The sequence below is a fragment of the Furfurilactobacillus curtus genome, assembly GCF_054657915.1.
In genome coordinates this window covers 1,437,674-1,456,700 of sequence record NZ_BAAHXU010000001.1, presented here as the reverse complement: position 1 = coordinate 1,456,700, position 19,027 = coordinate 1,437,674, and the positions used below count along the sequence as shown (strand labels likewise).

Below are 19,027 nucleotides of genomic sequence, written 5' to 3'. Positions count from 1 at the left end.
ATTCTCGGCATTAACTGTTTAGCACACTTTTGGATCCCTGGCTGCGTTCATTTTTGTATCGAAACTGTGCCTGAGGCATTAATTAACATCGTGAAGGGATTCAATGATAGTCGACGAAATGGCCATTAATAATTATTTCCCAGGAAATAGCACGACTATAGTTCGTGTTGATAGTCAATGCGACTCTGTCCATTGGCAAGGGCAATCACTTTCAACTGGTCCGGAATTTGTTCTTGTAATTCGGTGACATGACTGATGATCCCAATCATTCGGTTCTGACCTTCGATGCTCTGTAACGCTTCCATGGCCATCTGTAGAGCTTCTTCATCCAGCGATCCGAACCCTTCATCCACAAACAGTGCCTCCATCGCAATCCCGCCAGACTCACGTTGGATCACTTCTCCAAGGGCTAAGGCCAACGATAATGCCGCGATAAAACTCTCACCGCCGGACAATGTATGAACACTGCGAACCTTGCCGGCTTGGTCATCAAAAACATCAATCTCCAGCCCTGTATCAGTCGCATGAGAGCCAGCATTAGGATCTAACCGAAATTGATAGCGGCCACCTGTCAAACGACCTAAGCGACCGTTGGCTACTTGTAGCACTTTTTGCAGATAAGTCTGTAAGATATACCGCTCTAAGCTCAGCTTCAAATCGCCCTTCCCGTTGGCAGTATTAGCCAACTGTGTCATGTCGGCCAATTGCTGTTGGGCGGCCTGATGCTCAGTTAATGTCTGGGTGATTTGGTCTGCCACTTGCTGATTTTGTTTGACGACCTGTTCATATTCATAGTAAGCCTTCTGCGCCTCATCACGTTGCTCGGTTTGACGGCGTTGGGTCTCAGCTAATTGTGCGAGGTCAGGTAAGCTTTGGTCACCAATTTGCTGAGCCAACGTCGCCAACTGACTTTTAACCGAAGTTTGCTCATCTAAATAGGCTTGATACTGCTGCTTTAAGGTGACCAAGGTTGGAATTGCTTCCGCCAAAGCGGCAAACTTAGTTTTAGTCATCCCTTCATCTTCACTAACCAATGCCTGTTCGAAGGCTTCTGCGGCCATGGCTTTCTCATTTGCTTGCGAATTCAAATCAACCGTCAGCGAATCCTGATTGGCCTGTAAACGCGTCACAGCCTGTTGCGCACTATTCTCAGCTTCTTGTAATGCTTGTTGATTCTTCAAAAAGGCTGAACTAGCCGCTTCAAGTTGGGTCAGATGCTGGTCAAGGGCCGATAAATCAGCAAATCGTTCAGGGAGCGATTGTTTTCGATCACTCAACTGAGCCTGTAAGCGAACCAGCTGTTGGGCTTGAGTTTGTACTTTTTCCTGCAGCTCAGTCAAACCAGACTGTAACTGTTCAACCAGTTGCTTTTCGTTGGTCAAGGCGGTCTCTGTTTGCCCTTTCTGCGCGAGTGCCTGGCTTAATTGAGCCTGTGCTTGGGTTAATTGGTCAAGTTGCTGCTTCAACCAAGCGACTGCTTGATCAACTGTCATCTGACTTGAAACTGCCTGATTAGCCGCAACATCAGCTAGCCACCGTTGCGTTGTTGTCTGCAGCTCAGCTTGAGCTTGCTGCCAGTGACCTGTCTGTGTTTCAAGCTCGGCCGCTAAACTAGCCACTGCCGATAAAGCCACTTGCCGTTGCTGTTCGGCCTGTTTCACCTCAGCTTCAGTAATCGCAGTTTCCGTTAAAACGGCCACTTTAGGATGGTCGGTAGCCCCACACACTGGACACGGCTCACCAGGAACTAGCTTCGCACTCAGCCGTTTGATTTGAGTGACTGTCCAAGCATGGTCAGCGTTTTGATAAGCCACTTCCGCTTCGGTTTGTTCCTGCTTGGCATGTGCCAAACGCTGACGTAATTCATCAAGATGCTGTTGTTGAGCAGTCACCGCTTGTTGGTGTTGTTCAAGTGTGGTCCCTTGTTGCTGCCACATTGTAACCTGCTGCCGTTTGGCTTGCACCGTCGTTAATTCGTTTTCTTGATCGTTAAGTTGGGTCAGCGATTGTGATAATCGCATGACCTGTTGTTGTGCTTCGGTTAACTGACGCTGTCGTTTGGTGATTGAGGTTGTCGTTTCATCAGTTAAAACTTGTTGTACCTTTACTTGGTCGCTTAACGATCGAACTTGCTCGTATAGTGGGCGGACTGAAACTAATTGCGTCAGTTCCTGTTGCCGCGCTTGTTCTTCGCCTTGACGCGCTTTCATCTCAGCTAACTTTGTGGTGGCTTCAGTTAATTTCGTCGTGCTTGCCGTCAAATCAGCATTGGTGGTCGCTAATCGTTGTCGCGTCTGTTCGACGAGTTGGGCTGTTTCCCGTCGTTTATTTTGCAATGGAACCAGCGTTTTCGCCCAATCAATCTGGGCGATTCGATTTGCTAGATCGGCCATCGTCGGTGCCCGCTTGGCTAAGTTTGCCTGGTGCTGACTAGCACGCTCACGTGCCGTCATTAACGTTTGCAGACTTTCAGCTGCTTTCAGCGTTGCCATGGTTTTGGCAAGCTGCGATTGACTCAGCTCTAAGGCAGCTTTTCGTTGCTGCACCTCCGGAGTCATCTGCTCAGCCTGCCTCGTTAATGCCGTCAAAACATCTTGGACGGGCACGTCCTTTGCTGGTGCTGATTCGGTGACCCATTCAATCATCTGTGTCATAGTGGCCAATTTTGTGCTCTGCTCACTAGCGGCCTGTTTCATTTCCCGTAAACGGTCGTTTAACTGATTAGCCCACCGCGCGTATAGATTTGTGCCAAATAAATCAGCTAATAAAGCTTGTTTTTCATTACTGTTAGCTGCTAAAAATTGGCGAAATTGTCCCTGCGGCAATAAGACAATTTGGGTAAACTGCGCTGGTGTTAAATGTAAAAGATCATATAATTTGGCTTCAACTGTATTTTTCTTAGTCCAGCTTTGTTCTTTACCGTTGCGGTCTGTGACAGTTAGATCAACACTCGCATTTTGGGTTGTCGTGCCAGTGCCCCGTTTTTTAGCTAAGGTTTGCTTCGGTGACCGCGTAATCACATACTGTTGCCGGTGATGTTCAAAGATTAAGGTGACAGATGTCGGTTCACTATCCGCAGCAAAATCGGATCGCATCGCTTCCGGATCGCGATCACCGCCAGAAGACTGACCGAATAAGGCAAAACACATCGCATCAAAAATCGTCGTCTTACCACTTCCGGTTTTCCCACTAATGAGAAAGAGTGGAACTTCATTGAAATCTTCAAAGTCGATAACTTGATCGCGGTACGGGCCAAAATTAACTAAATGGAGTTGTAAGGGTCGCATCTTTATTCCTCCCCATCTTGGGCAGCGCTTAGGCTAGCTTTGGCCCACGTCAATTGCTGCTCATTTAATTTCGTGTCATTAACCTGCTCAAAAAAATGCTCGAATAACGTCAACGGGTCAAGTTCTGGATCAATGGTAACGACAGTCGGCAAATCTTCATGCCCATTTAATCGCTCTAAACTAACAATATGTGGATAAACAGCTCGTAGTTGATTCATAACATCTGGAATAATTGCTCGGTCCGTTAACGTGATGCCATAATAAGCATCACGATCTAAAGTGTTGTAATACGTATCATCAGTCAAATGAGCAAATGAATCCGTCAATGTTACCACCTCCCGAAATGGCTTGATGGGGATGTAGATTGGTTCGGATTTGTCAGTATCAACAAGCCAAACTCCTTTTTGTTCACCAGCTTCTGACAATGAAAATTTCACTGGTGAGCCACTGTACCGAATTTTCGGTTGGTTTAACGCGTGATGGTTATGCAAGTGCCCTAAGGCAACATAGTCAAAGGGTGCCAAAATATCTAATGGCACTGCGTTCAAGCCACCCACGATGACGCGCGTTTCAGAGTCCGTTTGACTACTGCCCGCCGCAAAAAAGTGCGCCACCAGTACGTGCTTCTTACTGGTATCAAAAGCGGCGACTTGCTTTTTGACGATCAAACGCATGGCTTGTTCAACCGTTCGAATCTGGTCATCGCCAAAGTAGTTGCGCGCCTGCCAGGGTTCAAAATATGGCAACAAGAAAAATTGCGTGTCCTCTAACTCGACTGGGGTAAAAGCACCAGCCAACTCCGTATTTAAATAGTACTGCGTATTGGCGTACCACTCACTGCCCACGTGTAGTCGTGTCGCACTATCGTGATTGCCACTGATTGCTAATAGTGGCAGCTGATGGTGCAAATTCAGATCAACCAGCATCCGATTTAATTCTGCAACGTTAGCTTCGCTTGGCAGTGCTCGATCATATAAATCGCCAGCAATCACAATCGCATCTACTGCTTGGTCCTTGGCGATCGTTAAAATCTGCTGATAGGCGTCCGCCTGCTCTTCCATCAGATCAAACCCATGTAACTTTTTGCCAATGTGCCAATCCGCCGTGTGTAAAAATTTCATCTTTCAACCTCGTCTAAGCATTAGGATCACTATTGGATCTAAGTTTACACCATGTTTTTCAGAAAAAACGGCTCGCCAGCTGACCAAAAAAAGCCGACACATAAAAATTTGCGTCGACCTTTCTATGATTCGCTTAATTAATTTTTGGGCCAAGTAAGCTGATACTGTGCCAACACCGTCGGAATCTCTTCAGCGATTTTGACACAGGCCAATGGATCACCAAAGGTGGCCGCGCCAACCTGCACCGCACTGGCCCCTGCTAGCATCATTTCAACCGCATCCTTACCATTCATCACACCCCCGACTCCGACAATTGGCAAATCCAGGACTTCATGGACTTGGTGAATCATCCGCATCGCCAGCGGATGAATGGCTTGGCCAGACAAACCACCTGTACCATACGCCAAATGGGGCTTTTGGGTGGCTAAATCAATTTCCATTCCCATTAGTGTATTAATCATCACTAATCCAGCTGCTCCGCCAGCAGCTGCCGCTTGAGCAATTGCGACAATGTCTGTCACATTAGGCGTCAATTTGACAAACACCGGTTTGGCGACTGCTTGCACAACACGCTGGGTCAACTCACGGACAGTTTGTGGATCAGTACCAAAGGCCATTCCCTCATTAGCGACATTTGGACAAGAAATATTCACTTCGATAAATGCGACATTCACCGCACTCGCCAGCTGTTTCGCAACATCAACATACTCCGCAATATCAGCGCCAGCCACGCTGCCGACGATTGGCAAATTTGGATAGTTAGTGGCTAACCACGGAAGCTTTTCGCGTATGACAACGTCAATACCAGGATTCTTTAACCCAACTGCATTGAGCCAACCAGCCGATGTTTGAGCGGTGGTTGGCCACGGATTACCCGTTCGTGGTGCACGGGTCGTTGATTTAATGACTAAGGCGCCAAGTGCATTTAGGTCAAAATGCTGACTCATTTCTTCGCCATAACCAGCCGTACCGCTGGCTGCCATAACTGGATTACGTAATGAAACACCCGCTAATTTAATTCCCGTTTGCAACATGAGTTAGTCTTCCTCCGCTTGAATTGCATTAACAGCAGGTTGCCAATGCCATGGATCCTGATGCCAAGCTTTGGCAGAGGCTAGGGCTGTCGCCGATAAAACAGTTTGTTGCTGCAGATACTTCAATAGTTGTGGGTAGGTAATTACTGGTGCCAATGGCAATTGTTGCTTAGCAAAATTGGTTGTCGCATCAGGAAGAGCGTAACTAAAAATAGCCGCCACGCCAAGGACTTTGGCGCCAGTAGCTTCAACAGGCGCTACCGTCTTCAAAACACTACCACCAGTTGAAATCAAATCGTCAATCAAGACAACTTGATCATCCGCCGTTAATGTTCCTTCAATTTGCTTACCAGCGCCATGGTCCTTGGCCTTTGCACGAATGTAGACGAGGGGTAAATTGAGCACATCGGCCACCCAAGCGGCATGCGGAATGCCAGCGGTCGCCACTCCACCAATCGCTGTAACCGTTGGATAATGTTTTTGAATCATCATGACTAGCCCTGCTACAATGTGGTGACGCAGCCGTGGTGCACTAATTGTCATTCGTAAATCAGTATAAATGGGCGACAACATTCCACTCGCATAACGATATGGCTTCGTCGGTGTTACACTAACTGCGTTTATTTTGAGTAGTTCACTGATAATCTGAGCTTGCAATGATTCATTCATGACTGGTCCACTCCTTTACAATTTGTCGATAAGCAAATGCGGGATTTGATGCTTGGGTGATTGGTCGGCCCACTACGATCGCACTGCTACCAGCTTGAGCAGCTTGTGCCGGAGTCATCACCCGCTGTTGATCACCAGTTGCTGAGCCAGCCGGCCGAATCCCTGGGGTTACGAGCAAAAAGCTGGCCGGCAGTGCCATTCGTAAAGCGACAACTTCCTGAGGTGAGCAGATTACCCCGGCTGCACCGCTCTTGGCAGCTAGCTGAGCTAGACTCACCACTTGTTTGTCCATTGACAAGCTAACATGTTGTTCATTGACCAACATTGCTGGCGAAATCGAGGTCAACTCCGTCACCGCTAATAACTTGGGAGGCTCTATGCCGGCCTGCCTAGCACCGGCAGCTAAACCATTAACGGCGGCGGTCATCATTGTCTGTCCGCCGAGAGCGTGCACCGTCAGATATTGAACATTGAGTTTTCCCAATTGAAACGCAGCTTTTTCCACGGTATTGGGAATATCGTGCAGTTTAAGATCCAAAAAAATTGGATATCCCTGTTGCTGCAACCAAGTAATCACCTCAACACCAGCTGCATAAAACAATTCCATTCCCACCTTGATGGTCGGCTTATCTTGTGAATCCAACTGCTGTATGATTTGCTTTGCTGCCACCAGATTTGTGACATCTAGTGCTACTATGACTGATTCCAACACTGCCCTCATTTCCGCCGCTTGGACACAAGACCTCAGGTTGAAGCAAACTGATTATGGTTTGTTTTGCTCGACAAAAAAAGCCAATGGTCTTCTGCCCGGCTAACCGTTCAGTCTCCCATTGGTGTCATAATCATGGATGATGATCAAGCTAGCTTTTCAAACTCACAGGATTGAATTAAAGCGGCATGTATTTGATTGATTTAATCATACTGAAGTTTTGGGTTCTGTCAACGCTAATTATTTTGATCACAACGAAAAAGCTTATCCGATTGATTAATTGCGGCCTTAATTTGGTGCCAAACTGGTTAAACAAGTTAGTTTATAACCCGCCTTTCATTTTTTGTTCGGATTTAAGCCACGTTGATTTATCAATTTATGATTGCAATTGTGGTTTCTACGTGGCATGATAAACGACAAGAAAAATAACGAATGCCTGTGAGCATTCATTTTGGAGGGTACAACCATGAGTCAAATTTCGCTTGAATCAACAGCTGCAACATCAAATCAGCAACGCTGGACCTTAGCATCCACTAGTGCTGGCTTTGCCTTAGAAAACATGGATGTGATGTTACTCTCCTTTGCCCTTAGTTCCATCATCACTGACCTGCATTTATCAGCAGGTCAAGCTGGCTTGATTTCTTCCATCACTAATGTGGGCATGTTAGTGGGTGGTCTCATATTCGGATTAATTGGTGATCGTTATGGCAGGGTGAAAACCTTCTCATATACGATCTTTATTTTTGCCTTCGCGACGACGGCAATGGCATTTGCCAACTCAATCAACCTAATCTATCTATGTCGTTTCCTAACTGGTATCGGTGCCGGCGGCGAATATGGCGTCGGGATCGCATTAATTTCAGAACGCTTCGCCAGCAACCAAATTGGTCGGAAAACTTCTGTGGCCGCGATTGGTGGGCAGATTGGAGCTGTGTTCGCGGCAATTTTAGCCGCGATCATCTTGCCACGTTTAGGCTGGCACGCCCTCTTCTTAATCGGCTTAATTCCTGTTGGGTTAACTTACTTTGTGCGGCGGCATGTGCATGAAACGCCAGCCTTCATTCAAGCCCATCAAACTAAGTCGACGGCCCACTTCACAATCGCGCCATTGTTCAACTCACCACGCATCGCTTATCAAACTATTGCTTTAACCGTAATGTCAGTGGTTCAAATCGCCGGCTACTTTGGCTTAATGAATTGGCTACCGGCAATTATGCAAAAACAGTTGCATGTTTCCGTAGCTGGCTCTTCCATTTGGATGTTAGCGACGATCGGCGGCATGATTATTGGTATGATGACATTCGGTCAAATTTTGGATCACTTTGGTCCTCAAATTGCTTTTGGCCTCTTTTTAACCGGTGCAGCGCTATCTGTCTATATTTTTACACTGGCAACTAATATTTCGACCATGCTGCTAGCCGGCGCCCTGATTGGTTTCTTTTCAAATGGCATGTTCGGCGGCTATGGTGCCGTGATTAGCCGCCTCTACCCAACCGATGTGCGTTCCACCGCTAATAACGTGATTGTAAATATCGGTCGGGCCATCGGTGGCTTCTCATCGTTAGCAATTGGTGTGTTAATGGAACACTTCTCCGTCAGTGTGGTCATGATGTGCTTAGCGGGCATGTACCTCGTGAGCTTAGCCGTTATGTTAACCATTCCAGCGCTTCGTCATTTCAAACAAGGCAGGGCGGTAGCAGAAGATTAAGGTTTCACGTGAAACAAGACTCTACCAAATCATTTCATTAGAAAACAGGGCCTTCTCAAATTGAGAGGGCCCTGTTTCTTACTGATTGCCGTTTTTCAAAACTTTATTCCATATTGCTGTGCGTATTAGCAGCGGATCCGTTTGACACATGATCGCGTTGGCTCAACTTAAGGCAAAGCACATCAAGCGTAATGTGCACACTTTGGTCAAATAGCGTGCTCAATAGTTGAATCGATTTAACACCATCGCCCGCTTTGGTCGCACCTGGAACAACGATTGTCGCATCAGCTAATTCACCCAACGGAGAATCAGCACGGCTCGTCACCCCAACAATCGTGACCCCATCCGCCTTAGCCTTTTCAGTTAATTCGACAATGCTACTCGTCTTACCTGAACCTGAAACAGACACTAGCACATCGCCAGGCTGAATTGATGGCGTAATGGTTTCTCCGATCGCGTAAACAGTGTAGCCAATGTGCATCAAGCGCATCGCAAAGCCTTTAGCCATCAACCCTGACCGGCCGGCACCTAGGACAAAGATGCGTTCATCCTTCGTAATCAGCTTTTCAGCTTGGTCAATTTGCGTCTCATCAACTAGACTCATCACTTCATTAATTTCTTTCATAACTGGTTCAATTAATGTCATTTGATCACCTCCATAAATTCTTTAGCGGCAGCTACTGGATCATCGGCACCGGCAATTTTGCCACCAACAATCGCGATTTCAACAATTCCTTGTTCAGCCAGCTTGGCGGCCTGACTTACATTAATACCGCCAGCCACGGCAATATGTTCGACATTGGGAAAAGCGGCGTGGAATTGTGCCACTGACGCCACTGCATCAAAGTTGCCCCCCGTATCCTTTGAGTGATGCAGGCCAAAAATGGCGTGGTTAAGGTGAGTCAACCGTGCGATCTGGTCATCGGAAACCTCGAGTAAATCGATAAAGGTCTGTCGACCTAACTTTTCGGATAACGCGTACACCTGCTCAATCGTGTCAATCGATGCACTCGCCATAACAGTTAAAATGTCTGCCGGTAGCTCAAATCCCTTAGTAAACTCATAAACACCTTCATCAATCGTCTTCAGATCAATCAACAATTCCGATTGCGTCAATGCCACACCACGTTCATTTAATGTCTTTAAACCAAAGTCCTTTGGAATCGATGTGCCTAATTCAACGATATCGACTACGCCATCTAATGCATGGGCCAAATAGACCGCTTGATCTAGTGATACCCGATCAATCGCAGCTTGTAATTTCATTCGTCTTCATTAACTCCTTCCTTGGCATAAAAAGAGGCTAATCCTGCTGGATCAGGATAACCATCATTATCGCCGGGTGTTTGCACCTGAAGTGCGCCAACAGCATTCCCGCGTAAAATAGCAGACTTCATTGGCTTGCCGTCCAATAAGGCCGTAATGACACCGAGTGCAAAACCATCGCCAGCACCAACCGTATCGACCACATGATCCACCTTAAATCCATCAATCGTGTAGCTTTCACCTTCAACCGTCTTGACAAAGGCTCCGTTTGCCCCGACTTTCACAATCACTGTCTGAGTGCGTGCACCCTTTAAGAAAAAATCAGCAATTGCTTCCGGGTCATCGCTGCCCATTAATATCTTACCTTCTTCAACACCAGGAAGCACGATATTAGCTGATCCAGCGAGCTCATTGATCGTTTTGATCATCGTCTCTTGGTCTTCCCATAAGGATGGCCGCAAATTAGGATCAAACGTAATGAGAATGTCTTTAGCCACCAATCGATCCATTAACCGTCGAAACGATTGGCGTGAAGTTAATGACAAAGCAGGAAAAATACCTGACATATGGGCGATTTTCACATCACTCAAATCGACATCATCAATCACAGCATCTTCAAGGTTGGCTGCTGCCGAATTTGTTCGGTAGTTAAAGGTCTTGGGATCTCCTTTTGAGACCAATTGTTTGAGCTGATGACCCGTCCAATGATTGGGATCTTGAGAAATATAGCGGGCCCCGACCTGATGATCAGAAATCGTCTTAATCACATAATCGCCCATTGGATCAGTCCCAACCTGAGAAATATAATCCACCGAATGACCGAGACGTTTAACTCCGATGGCAACATTCAATTCAGCGCCACCCAAGATCTTCTTGTAATTGATTGTATCTGCTAATGAGGCGTCCATATCAGTTGAGGCAAACGTCACAACGGGTTCGCCAATTGTAATCACATCACTCATGTGTTGTTAACTCCTTATCATTTTCACTTAGCCAAAGAAATAAAAGACGAGCAATTCATTAATAATTGAAACGACCCACATAATCGGAATCCCGTGTTTGAGGAAATCCTTTGACTGAACCTTCATGTAATCTAGGCCCCAAACATTCCATGATTGGGTAATATCCGTCGAAACCGCCATTAATGTTGGTACGTACAATAACGGTAATAGAAAGGCATCGTTAAACAATCCGGTTCCTGACAGCACCGCTGCGGTTGCTGCACCAGCACCCCAGACATGTAATGGTCCTCTAAACAACGCCAATGGTGCTAAAACACCCAACGCTAACGCCAAAATCAAGTGGTTGCTGGGCAAAATGGCCTCAAACAGTGGCTTGAAGCGAACGGCGTTAATTGAGGCCGCGCCACTAAACATGATTAATGACATCAAGAACATGATTAAACCAGCAATATCGCCGATTGCTTGTTTAATTGAACTATCCAAAAAGCTGACGAATTTTTTGTATGACTTGGCATTCCCGGTGATAAAAATTGCTAATAACGTCGACAAAGTTAAGGCCGGAATGGCATCCCACTTGAACAACATGTTCATCAACACAGGGATGATCGGGATCACAAAGGCTAGTTTGGGAACAGATTTGACTTCAGCAGCATCGTTATTCTCCGCCCCGATGGCTCGCAAATTGGCTTCTGCTTGACTAGGATTAATCTTCTTACGGTTCCAAATCAGGAAAATCACCACGGCGATTAACTGAATGGCAGCGGCGATACACCCGAAGACGAGGTATTTACCACCATATTCTGCTTTAGGGAAAAAGGCTTTGATCTGATTAAAAAGGACCACGTTAATGTACATCGGTGCACCGATGGCCAACGAAAATGCTGACAAAGCAATATCTCTTGGCATCCCAACCGATAACATAATTGGTAACAAAATAACCCCGATCGCAATCACAGAACCAACCCCGTACGCACTAACGAAGATAAAGGCGGTTACCAGAATCACAAGAATCGCCGCTAACAAGGGACGTTTCTTACCAACTTTGTTCGTCTCTTGGGAAATGGCTGGCGCAATGCCACTATCCACCAAGACACGCCCAAACCAAGAACCAAAGACAATATAGATAATTGTTGGACCGTACTTTAATGCTGGTTCAGCAAAGACCTTCTGAATGGCGGTATTGAACGGGACCAAGCCAATGACAGACCATAAGATGGCCATCACGAAGAACCCGATCATTAAGTTGCCGCCCTTTAGGATGTAATAAATAAATCCACCAAAGGTGACCAATAATAAAATGGCAATAATTGTTGATGTCATCAGCTCTCACCTACCTCAGTTCGTAATAATGCTAATTGCTGTTTAATTGCTTCATCTGATTTCATGGGAAATTCTAGGGCAAATGGAACGTTACTTGGCATGATTTTCAAAAGTGCTCGCCAGTCGTAAAGTCCAGTATCTAAATCGTCAGTCGTCACTAAGCTGCCATCAGCTTCGGCCGTATTTTTCAAATGAATATAATGGATAAATGGCGCTAAGGCTTCTGCACTCGCCGTTGCGTCTCCGTGAGTAAACGCCCAGTTACCCAAGTCGTATACATATCCAAGGCTAGTCAACCCAGCTTCATGAGCAGCGGTCAGAAATGTCGTAATGGCTGATACAGTACCTGATACTGGCGTCTGATCATTTTCAACGTTTAGTTCGATCTGGTCGAGTGGCAACTCAGCAAAGGCCATTGCTAAATCGCCTGTGAAGCGGTCAAAATGACCGGTATTAAATTTGATTTTCGAAATCCCCATCGTTTGCCCTTCAGCAAAGTATCCCGGTAGTTTAGGATTAACGGTGCCATCATCCAAAAACAATTGATCAGGCACACTAAGATTGACGATAAGTCCATGAGCCTTGGCCTTTTCGCCAACCTGTGGTAGTTCTGTAGCTAAATCAGTAAAGTATTCTCGTCGAACCTCAATGCCATCCGCGCCCAGTTTCGCAACACGATCAACTAGATCAACCTGTGAAACACCGCGTTTGACGTCTTGTTCAAACACCCACGTATTTAAAATGACTGTCATGTTCGATTCCCTCCAAAATAATTGTGATTAGTGATCCAAAGATGGCGTCAGCCAGCTAAAGCTTGGTAAACGTTTGCCAACACTTTCGAAAGCTATGGTAAACGCTTTCCCAAATAAACGCAAGCTTTAAATTGCGTGTTTTAGAGCGTACTTCGTGAATTATGTCGCTGAATTGACTAGAATTTTGGTAAACGTTTTCCAAAACAGCTGAAATACATCGCTTTCATTTACCTTCCGTCTGAAAGCTAAAATTTCACAAACTAACGAAAAAAATAACTTTAGGGCAACCGTTGCCAAGTGCACGCCTTGTCCACTATAGTTAAGAAAACTAACCTTATGAGGTGACACGAATGGCGCAAAAAAAAGCCGCAACCATGAAAAACGTTGCCGCACTGGCAAATGTGTCAATTGCGACCGTCTCGCGGTTCTTAAACGGCAATTTAGACCGCATGTCCAAAGCGACGGCTAGCCATATCCAAGATGCGATTAACCAACTAAACTATGTGCCGAATTCTGCCGCCCGCCAAATGATCACTCACTCGAGTAGTATGGTCGCCGTGGTGGTCGCCAATATTGATGACTATTTCTCGACAGAGTTGTTCAAGGGTATTAGCGATATTCTTGAAGCTAACCACTACACTGGTGTGTTGTTTGACACTGACTCAAATCGGCAACGAGAAGTCGACTTAATTAAAACTGTGAATGAGCACACGTACGATGGCCTAATTCTTCAACCGTTCACTAATGACGTGGTTCAAGTTCAAAATCTAATGCGCCGCAACATTCCTGTCGTCATCGTGGACCGAGAATTGGAACGCTCGCCATGGACACAGGTCGTCACCGATAATTTTGACGTGGCCCAGAAAGCGACTCGTTATTTTTATTCACGTGGCTACACCCACGTTGTTGTCCTAACTTCTAAAATTGGTCAAGCGTCTACTCGACGGGAACGTTACGCAGGTATAAAGTCAGTAGCCGCTAACGTCGATGTGCTAGAAGTATCGGAAGAATCTTACAATCATACCCAAGTACATCAAAAACTCGTTGAATTAATCACCAATTCTACTGAAAAAACGCTGGTCTTTGCCCTCAAAGAACGTTGGTTGTTAGAATTTATCCCGAGCCTCATTTTTCAAGGATATCTCGATAATGAACACGCCACTGCCACTGCCTTTTCTGACACGGCAACGGCCAAAGATATTGAACCACGTCTCAAACTCATTTCACAGAATCCCTATTTAATGGGTGCCAGTGCCGCAGAAGTGTTAGTCAACACCCTGACCGGTAAGGATGATCATCCACAAGGGAAATTAGTAATTCCGGCGCATTTAAAATAAATTAAATCACTATCACAAGCAATCCAACGACTGGTTCCGCCCATTCTTTCAGTAAAATAGTTTCACGTGAAACAAAATAAATAATTTTAAAAGTCCTTGGCAACTTTGAATTCACATGAGGGATTCAAAGTTGCCAAGGACTTTTTGGTCTTATTAAAACCTACCATTTATCCTAAAGATCGTCTTTAATGATAAAAAGATTTAAATTCCAGATTCTTGTTTACCAAGCAGGCAGGGTATTACCCTTGTAGTACTTCTGGATGTTCTTCTTAGTCGCTTCTGTCTGATAAGCTTTAACGATTTTCTTATATGTGGCGTTATTTTTATCCTTCTTCAAGGCTGAAACAACGTTGATGTACTGCCCACCCGTCTTTAAATGCTCTGCGTAAAGTGCCTGCTTCAGTGACAATTTTGCCGCCGATGCGTAATTTCCGTTTACAACGGCAGCGTCTACACTTGTTAATGATCGCGCGGTTTGCGCAGCATCCACCGTTGTAATCTTAAGTTTCAAGCGGTTCTTGATGATATTCTTAGGCGTTGCCAAATTCGTCTTATTTAATTTAATTAGTCCAGCGCGCTGTAATAAAATTAAAGCACGCTCCTCATTGGCCGCATCATTCGGAATCGCGATCTGTGCACCTTGTTTTAAATCAGCCAATTTCTTTGCTTTCGATGAATACAACGCTAACGGCTGAAAGTAAGTGTTGCCAATGGCCACAATGTTCGTTTTGTGGGCTTGATTCCATTGACGCTGGAAATTATAGCTTTGAAACGCATTGATATCGATACTATGGTCGCTTAGAGCGGCGTTAGGCTGCGTATAGTCGGTAAAATTAACCACCTTCAAGGTAATGTGGTCTTTTTTGGCCAGCGTCTTAGCGACATCTTTCCAGATGGACGCATCCTCATCACCGACCACTCCGACTTTGACTGTTTTAGCCTGGTTAGCGCCACACCCGGCCAAGGTAAACAATAGAATTCCCAACACACTGATGAAACTCAATAATTTCCATTTCTTCTTCATAATGAATATCCTCCCTTGATCACATCTTGAAAAATGGCCTAAGCCCAGTGGCATCGAACCTTAGCCTAGACAACCGGCCAAGTGGTTCAACGACAAAAAACGCTTCTTAAAGAAATCTCTTTAAGAAGCGCTACCGCACGTTACCATTCTCATTTCACTGAAATTCACACTCCAATGCTCACTAACCGCTAAACCAGCCGGTGTGCGAATTAAAGGTCGCCACCCATCACAATTTCACCAATGCTCAATCGTGCCGATCACAGGCCATCTTCATTGAACGTCAGTCTCCTCATTTCACCACGTCTGAGGCTCGCTAAATACTGACAAATTCAACTACTCTCCTGATCAGATCGTTTTACTATTCGAATAGACATAATATACGACGTTTATAATTAAAAGTCAATGAGAATAACTTGAAAATTTTAATTTAGTTTATCATTACCCGTTCTAAAATTCGGGCAATTTGGTCTGATTGGGCCAACTCAAAACGGGTCGTTTCTAACTCATTAAATTGTTGAACCAGTAGCAATGCTTCTAGGTAAACGGTTAATTGCCGCTTTAAATAACGTTGATTTGATTCATCGGTCTGCTTGGCGTTTCCACCCAGCACTGCTAAAGCGGATTTAGTTGGGTCAACATGGATTTTATCGTGATCACTGTACATGCTCTGGTGCTCCTTCAATCGTTGATTGAGCGTTTAATTCGTCGGTCATAACTTCAGAAGTTGTTGTTTCCTGCTGATCCTTTTGCAGCCGTGCTTCCAACTGACGCATTACTTTTTCATGTTCTGATTCATTTAACTTAACTTTGAAGAAGAAAATAACTGCCGCAAGAACAAGCAAGATCATCGGAACATAAAACATAAACGTGTTGAAGCGTTGGACGCCAGCTGCACTGATATCACTTGGCTTAGCATTACCGGTCATACCAACCACGACGGCCACAATCCCAACGACCCCGTTTGAAAAGGCGCCAGCTAGCTTATCAATTAACGGTCGTACAGATAATGTCACCGACTCATTGCGTGAGCCACTCTTCAACTGCCCATATTCCACACTATCGGTAATCGCCATCAAGGTTGCCAAGAAGATGAGTGGATACGGGAAGAATAATAAGGCAACAGCCGTTAACACTAGGGGTAAGTTTGCTCCGGCGAAAACAAAGAGCATATAGCCGATCAACATCATCCCAATGCCGCCGATATAAATTGCTTTACGGTGAATCGCTAATTCTAAGCTTGGGAAAAGTGCGACGGAAATGACGCCTAAGATACACGTAATCACCCCAACCCATGTATAGGCTGTGACGTCGCCCAAACGATAGCGGAAGTAATACATAATCAGTGAGTTAGTCACCACGTAACTAAACGCGAACAAAAAATATGACAATGCGATCCACAATAATTGGTCGTTACGTCCGATTACTTTGAAAACTTCAGTAAACTTCGTGTGTTTAACATTGGCACGAATCAAATTGTGTTGTTCATTGGTATTCAACACTGTCAACAAGGCGCCACCGGCACATAAAAGTGCAACCACAATCGCGTAACCAAGCCAACCAGCTTGTGTCTGTTGACCATTCTTCGCACCAGAAAAAAGTTTTGAAAATAGGGCAATGGTTGGTGTGATGATAACAATCACTCCTTGTGCACCAAGGGTTGAACCAAATCGACCAGCGGTACCAAAGCGCGTCCGTTCCTTACTTTCAATACTTAGCGCTGGTAACATTGACCAAAACGCAATATCACTGAAGGAATAAAAAATATCCAAAATTAAGAATGTGATTCCAAATAAAACTAAGTAAAACATCGGATTACTGGTCGCTAAGCCACCATAATCAGAAAAGATTAAGATTAAACCAATAGAGGCAATGACTGATCCCAACAAGATCCATGGCTTGAATTTACCAAAGCGGGTCTGGGTATTGTCGACGACCCCACCGATAATCGGATCAAACATAATTTCACCAATCCGGATACAGACAATCAGCGTCGTCACAATTCCGACCATCGCTGCATCACCCTTATTCGTAAATAATTGACTCGTCACAAACATCATGAAATAAATGCTTAGTGTGTTATAAAACGCATCATGACCAAATGCGCCGACCGCATAAGACACAAACTTTTTCAAAAGAAGTCCCTCCTGGAACACAGGTCAACCATCCACAGCATGACCTATGTCATATTAGTTACAAAACAAACTGCTTAGCCCATCAATTTAAACAAAGTAGTTTTATAAAATTGTATTTCTTTTCTGCCACATTATAAATGTAACCGATTTCATTTTGCAACCATCTGCGGTAAATTCGTTGTCTAGCTCATTATTGAGCAACAACTAAATTTGCTTGGCTTATACGGATAATATCTAATATATTCGACAAATATCTCCCAAACCAAATCGACGCAATGAGGAAAAAATATAAAAATAAGTCAACTTTGTGACATTAGTAACGATTCTGTGTTTCTCATTAAACACCTGGCAACTTGATTGTGTATTAATGCCAACAAAAAAGACGGCAACTAGCCGTCTTAATTTTTTATTGAATTGTTTGAAGCGCGGCCTTTATCAAGGGAATAGCAGCTCCTGTCGAGACCGGCCGATTCCTGACCGTTCCTAATTGGACATAATCACGATCCTCAGGAAATGCCGTGATTTGACGAATTCGCTGATTCACAGTCGTTAATACAGCGTCATCAAGGTACTGAACTAAGTCGCCAGCAAGGACAATGCGATTATCTACAAACATGTGCAGATTATTAATAACTTCGGCTAGGTCATCCAAATATTGTTGCCAACGAACACTAGCAGCTGGTTCTCCGGCCGCAACTTGTTGCATAAATTGATCGATAACTTCGCCTGGTTGTAGCAGCGCACTCAACGCGCTATAAGTTTCTAAACACCCTTTTCGTCCACAGTAACATTGCTTACCTGTCTGAGAATTTAAGGTAATATGCTCCATCGTTCCGCTACGACCATTTTGACCAGTATAAATGTCATCATCAATCATAATCGCAGTGCCAAGGTGTTCACCAATCGATAGATACACCGCATCGCGATGATCCTTAGACAAGGTCTGTTCTGCCATCGCGACACAATCGGCATCATGATACAAAGTAACTGGTAATCCAAACGCCGTTTCAAACCGTGCGCTGGTTAATCCAGTGCAATCTAGAATTTTTCCATACAGGACTGTTTTTCCATCTGGGGAAATCAAGCCTTGAATGCCAATGCCAACACCAATCACCTTGTCCTGATCAATTTTTTGCTCCAGCAAAAATTGATGGAGCCATTGCGCTAACTTCGTGAAGTAAGTGTCATCAGTCGTAAAATCAATCGTTAACCGAGCCGTCCCTAAGTTTTCAAACATCACATTCAATAGCGATAGCGTTGCGTGATCGGAAAAAATTTCCAAACCGATGGCAAAGCGACGATCGCGATTTGGTGAATAAACTACCGCCCGGCGGCCAACCTGTGAAGAAAACTTTCCATCAGTTACGATCAACTCATCAGCTAGTAATTGATGTAAGGTCTGTGTCACTGTCGGTAAGCTAAGTTGCATTTGTTGAGCAATTTCTTGTTTAGATATTTTTTTTGAGTTGTAAATCAGCTGGTACATGGCCGCTGAATGCGGTGTGCCAGTGGTAATGGCATCTGTCATATTGTCCCCTCACTCCATTTTCACTACTCAAAAACTACCATTATGAAAAAATAAAAGCAATTTTAGAAAACGGTTTCAAAAAAGTGTTGACATCTTCTCGCTCACGTTTTACATTGTTGGTGTATTAAATAAAGCGATTTTGCAAAACTATTTGAATTAAATATCCAATTAGTCCAAT

Annotated in this window: 16 protein-coding genes; 2 read left to right on the top strand and 14 right to left on the bottom strand. The window is 44.8% G+C overall.

Translation table 11 applies throughout. The features are described from left to right. Positions 1–155 precede the first annotated feature (155 nt). The 5 genes from ACYQ0Y_RS06865 to pyrF form a co-directional block, all read right to left on the bottom strand. The gene (locus ACYQ0Y_RS06865) at positions 156–3,287 is read right to left on the bottom strand and encodes an AAA family ATPase (RefSeq protein ID WP_407882696.1); all 3,132 of its coding nucleotides are present in this window, start codon (positions 3,285–3,287) and stop codon (positions 156–158) included. Positions 3,288–3,289: 2 nt separating this feature from the next. Beyond that, the gene (locus ACYQ0Y_RS06860; RefSeq protein WP_407882695.1) at positions 3,290–4,408 is read right to left on the bottom strand and encodes an exonuclease SbcCD subunit D; all 1,119 of its coding nucleotides are present in this window, start codon (positions 4,406–4,408) and stop codon (positions 3,290–3,292) included. A 137-nt stretch (positions 4,409–4,545) separates the two neighbouring features. Then, a complete protein-coding gene (locus ACYQ0Y_RS06855) occupies positions 4,546–5,442 on the bottom strand; it encodes a dihydroorotate dehydrogenase (RefSeq protein ID WP_407882694.1) in 897 nt (298 codons plus the stop codon). A 3-nt stretch (positions 5,443–5,445) separates the two neighbouring features. Beyond that, the gene (pyrE, locus tag ACYQ0Y_RS06850; protein WP_407882693.1) at positions 5,446–6,111 is read right to left on the bottom strand and encodes an orotate phosphoribosyltransferase; all 666 of its coding nucleotides are present in this window, start codon (positions 6,109–6,111) and stop codon (positions 5,446–5,448) included. Next, on the bottom strand, positions 6,104–6,820 hold the full coding sequence (gene pyrF / locus ACYQ0Y_RS06845; protein WP_407882692.1) for an orotidine-5'-phosphate decarboxylase: 717 nt from the start codon (positions 6,818–6,820) through the stop codon (positions 6,104–6,106). Before pyrF ends, pyrE begins: the two co-directional genes overlap by 8 nt. Before the next feature lie 466 nt (positions 6,821–7,286). Between pyrF and ACYQ0Y_RS06840 the strand changes: the two genes are divergently transcribed. Then, positions 7,287–8,528 carry an MFS transporter gene (locus tag ACYQ0Y_RS06840; protein ID WP_407882691.1) on the top strand — a complete coding sequence of 414 codons (1,242 nt, stop codon included), beginning with the start codon at positions 7,287–7,289 and terminating at the stop codon, positions 8,526–8,528. Between the two features lie 103 nt (positions 8,529–8,631). Here ACYQ0Y_RS06840 and hxlB read toward each other — a convergent pair whose 3' ends face one another. Genes hxlB through ACYQ0Y_RS06815 form a run of 5 tightly spaced genes read right to left on the bottom strand, consistent with a single transcriptional unit; the run spans position 8,632 to position 12,828 of the window. Then, positions 8,632–9,174: a 6-phospho-3-hexuloisomerase gene (gene hxlB, locus ACYQ0Y_RS06835; RefSeq protein WP_407882690.1), complete on the bottom strand. Its 543-nt coding sequence runs from the start codon at positions 9,172–9,174 to the stop codon at positions 8,632–8,634. After that, entirely contained in the window at positions 9,171–9,794 is a 624-nt protein-coding gene (locus ACYQ0Y_RS06830) for an orotidine 5'-phosphate decarboxylase / HUMPS family protein (protein ID WP_407882689.1), read from the bottom strand. The genes hxlB and ACYQ0Y_RS06830 overlap by 4 nt, the downstream gene beginning before the upstream one ends. Then, positions 9,791–10,756 (bottom strand): sugar kinase, encoded by a 966-nt coding sequence (locus ACYQ0Y_RS06825; protein WP_407882688.1) that lies wholly within the window; start codon positions 10,754–10,756, stop codon positions 9,791–9,793. Before ACYQ0Y_RS06825 ends, ACYQ0Y_RS06830 begins: the two co-directional genes overlap by 4 nt. Positions 10,757–10,783: 27 nt before the next feature. Then, positions 10,784–12,076 (bottom strand): gluconate:proton symporter, encoded by a 1,293-nt coding sequence (locus ACYQ0Y_RS06820; protein WP_407882687.1) that lies wholly within the window; start codon positions 12,074–12,076, stop codon positions 10,784–10,786. After that, the gene (locus ACYQ0Y_RS06815; RefSeq protein WP_407882686.1) at positions 12,076–12,828 is read right to left on the bottom strand and encodes a sugar phosphate isomerase/epimerase family protein; all 753 of its coding nucleotides are present in this window, start codon (positions 12,826–12,828) and stop codon (positions 12,076–12,078) included. Before ACYQ0Y_RS06815 ends, ACYQ0Y_RS06820 begins: the two co-directional genes overlap by 1 nt. Positions 12,829–13,178: 350 nt before the next feature. On the opposite strand from ACYQ0Y_RS06815, the gene ACYQ0Y_RS06810 reads away from it, so the two are divergent. Next, positions 13,179–14,165, top strand: a complete 987-nt coding sequence (locus ACYQ0Y_RS06810; RefSeq protein WP_407882685.1) for a LacI family DNA-binding transcriptional regulator — start codon at positions 13,179–13,181, stop codon at positions 14,163–14,165. 220 nt (positions 14,166–14,385) lie between these two features. Here the strand turns inward: ACYQ0Y_RS06810 and ACYQ0Y_RS06805 are convergent, their stop codons facing one another. From ACYQ0Y_RS06805 to ACYQ0Y_RS06790, 4 genes are all read right to left on the bottom strand, one after another. Continuing rightward, positions 14,386–15,189 carry a MetQ/NlpA family ABC transporter substrate-binding protein gene (locus ACYQ0Y_RS06805; protein WP_407882684.1) on the bottom strand — a complete coding sequence of 268 codons (804 nt, stop codon included), beginning with the start codon at positions 15,187–15,189 and terminating at the stop codon, positions 14,386–14,388. Positions 15,190–15,616: 427 nt separating this feature from the next. Beyond that, positions 15,617–15,853 (bottom strand): hypothetical protein, encoded by a 237-nt coding sequence (locus ACYQ0Y_RS06800; RefSeq protein ID WP_407882683.1) that lies wholly within the window; start codon positions 15,851–15,853, stop codon positions 15,617–15,619. Then, positions 15,843–17,321 (bottom strand): glycoside-pentoside-hexuronide (GPH):cation symporter, encoded by a 1,479-nt coding sequence (locus ACYQ0Y_RS06795; RefSeq protein ID WP_407882682.1) that lies wholly within the window; start codon positions 17,319–17,321, stop codon positions 15,843–15,845. Before ACYQ0Y_RS06795 ends, ACYQ0Y_RS06800 begins: the two co-directional genes overlap by 11 nt. 406 nt (positions 17,322–17,727) lie before the next feature. Continuing rightward, the gene (locus ACYQ0Y_RS06790) at positions 17,728–18,849 is read right to left on the bottom strand and encodes an ROK family transcriptional regulator (RefSeq protein ID WP_407882681.1); all 1,122 of its coding nucleotides are present in this window, start codon (positions 18,847–18,849) and stop codon (positions 17,728–17,730) included. Positions 18,850–19,027 lie beyond the last annotated feature (178 nt).

What these genes read in the sequence shown, in the direction of transcription:
- ACYQ0Y_RS06865 (WP_407882696.1), bottom strand. Translation starts at nt 3,287, where the DNA reads ATGCGACCCTTACAACTCCATTTAGTTAATTTTGGCCCGTACCGCGAT.
- ACYQ0Y_RS06860 (WP_407882695.1), bottom strand. Translation starts at nt 4,408, where the DNA reads ATGAAATTTTTACACACGGCGGATTGGCACATTGGCAAAAAGTTACAT.
- ACYQ0Y_RS06855 (WP_407882694.1), bottom strand. Translation starts at nt 5,442, where the DNA reads ATGTTGCAAACGGGAATTAAATTAGCGGGTGTTTCATTACGTAATCCA.
- pyrE (WP_407882693.1), bottom strand. Translation starts at nt 6,111, where the DNA reads ATGAATGAATCATTGCAAGCTCAGATTATCAGTGAACTACTCAAAATA.
- ACYQ0Y_RS06840 (WP_407882691.1), top strand. Translation starts at nt 7,287, where the DNA reads ATGAGTCAAATTTCGCTTGAATCAACAGCTGCAACATCAAATCAGCAA.
- hxlB (WP_407882690.1), bottom strand. Translation starts at nt 9,174, where the DNA reads ATGACATTAATTGAACCAGTTATGAAAGAAATTAATGAAGTGATGAGT.
- ACYQ0Y_RS06830 (WP_407882689.1), bottom strand. Translation starts at nt 9,794, where the DNA reads ATGAAATTACAAGCTGCGATTGATCGGGTATCACTAGATCAAGCGGTC.
- ACYQ0Y_RS06825 (WP_407882688.1), bottom strand. Translation starts at nt 10,756, where the DNA reads ATGAGTGATGTGATTACAATTGGCGAACCCGTTGTGACGTTTGCCTCA.
- ACYQ0Y_RS06820 (WP_407882687.1), bottom strand. Translation starts at nt 12,076, where the DNA reads ATGACATCAACAATTATTGCCATTTTATTATTGGTCACCTTTGGTGGA.
- ACYQ0Y_RS06815 (WP_407882686.1), bottom strand. Translation starts at nt 12,828, where the DNA reads ATGACAGTCATTTTAAATACGTGGGTGTTTGAACAAGACGTCAAACGC.
- ACYQ0Y_RS06810 (WP_407882685.1), top strand. Translation starts at nt 13,179, where the DNA reads ATGGCGCAAAAAAAAGCCGCAACCATGAAAAACGTTGCCGCACTGGCA.
- ACYQ0Y_RS06805 (WP_407882684.1), bottom strand. Translation starts at nt 15,189, where the DNA reads ATGAAGAAGAAATGGAAATTATTGAGTTTCATCAGTGTGTTGGGAATT.
- ACYQ0Y_RS06800 (WP_407882683.1), bottom strand. Translation starts at nt 15,853, where the DNA reads ATGTACAGTGATCACGATAAAATCCATGTTGACCCAACTAAATCCGCT.
- ACYQ0Y_RS06790 (WP_407882681.1), bottom strand. Translation starts at nt 18,849, where the DNA reads ATGACAGATGCCATTACCACTGGCACACCGCATTCAGCGGCCATGTAC.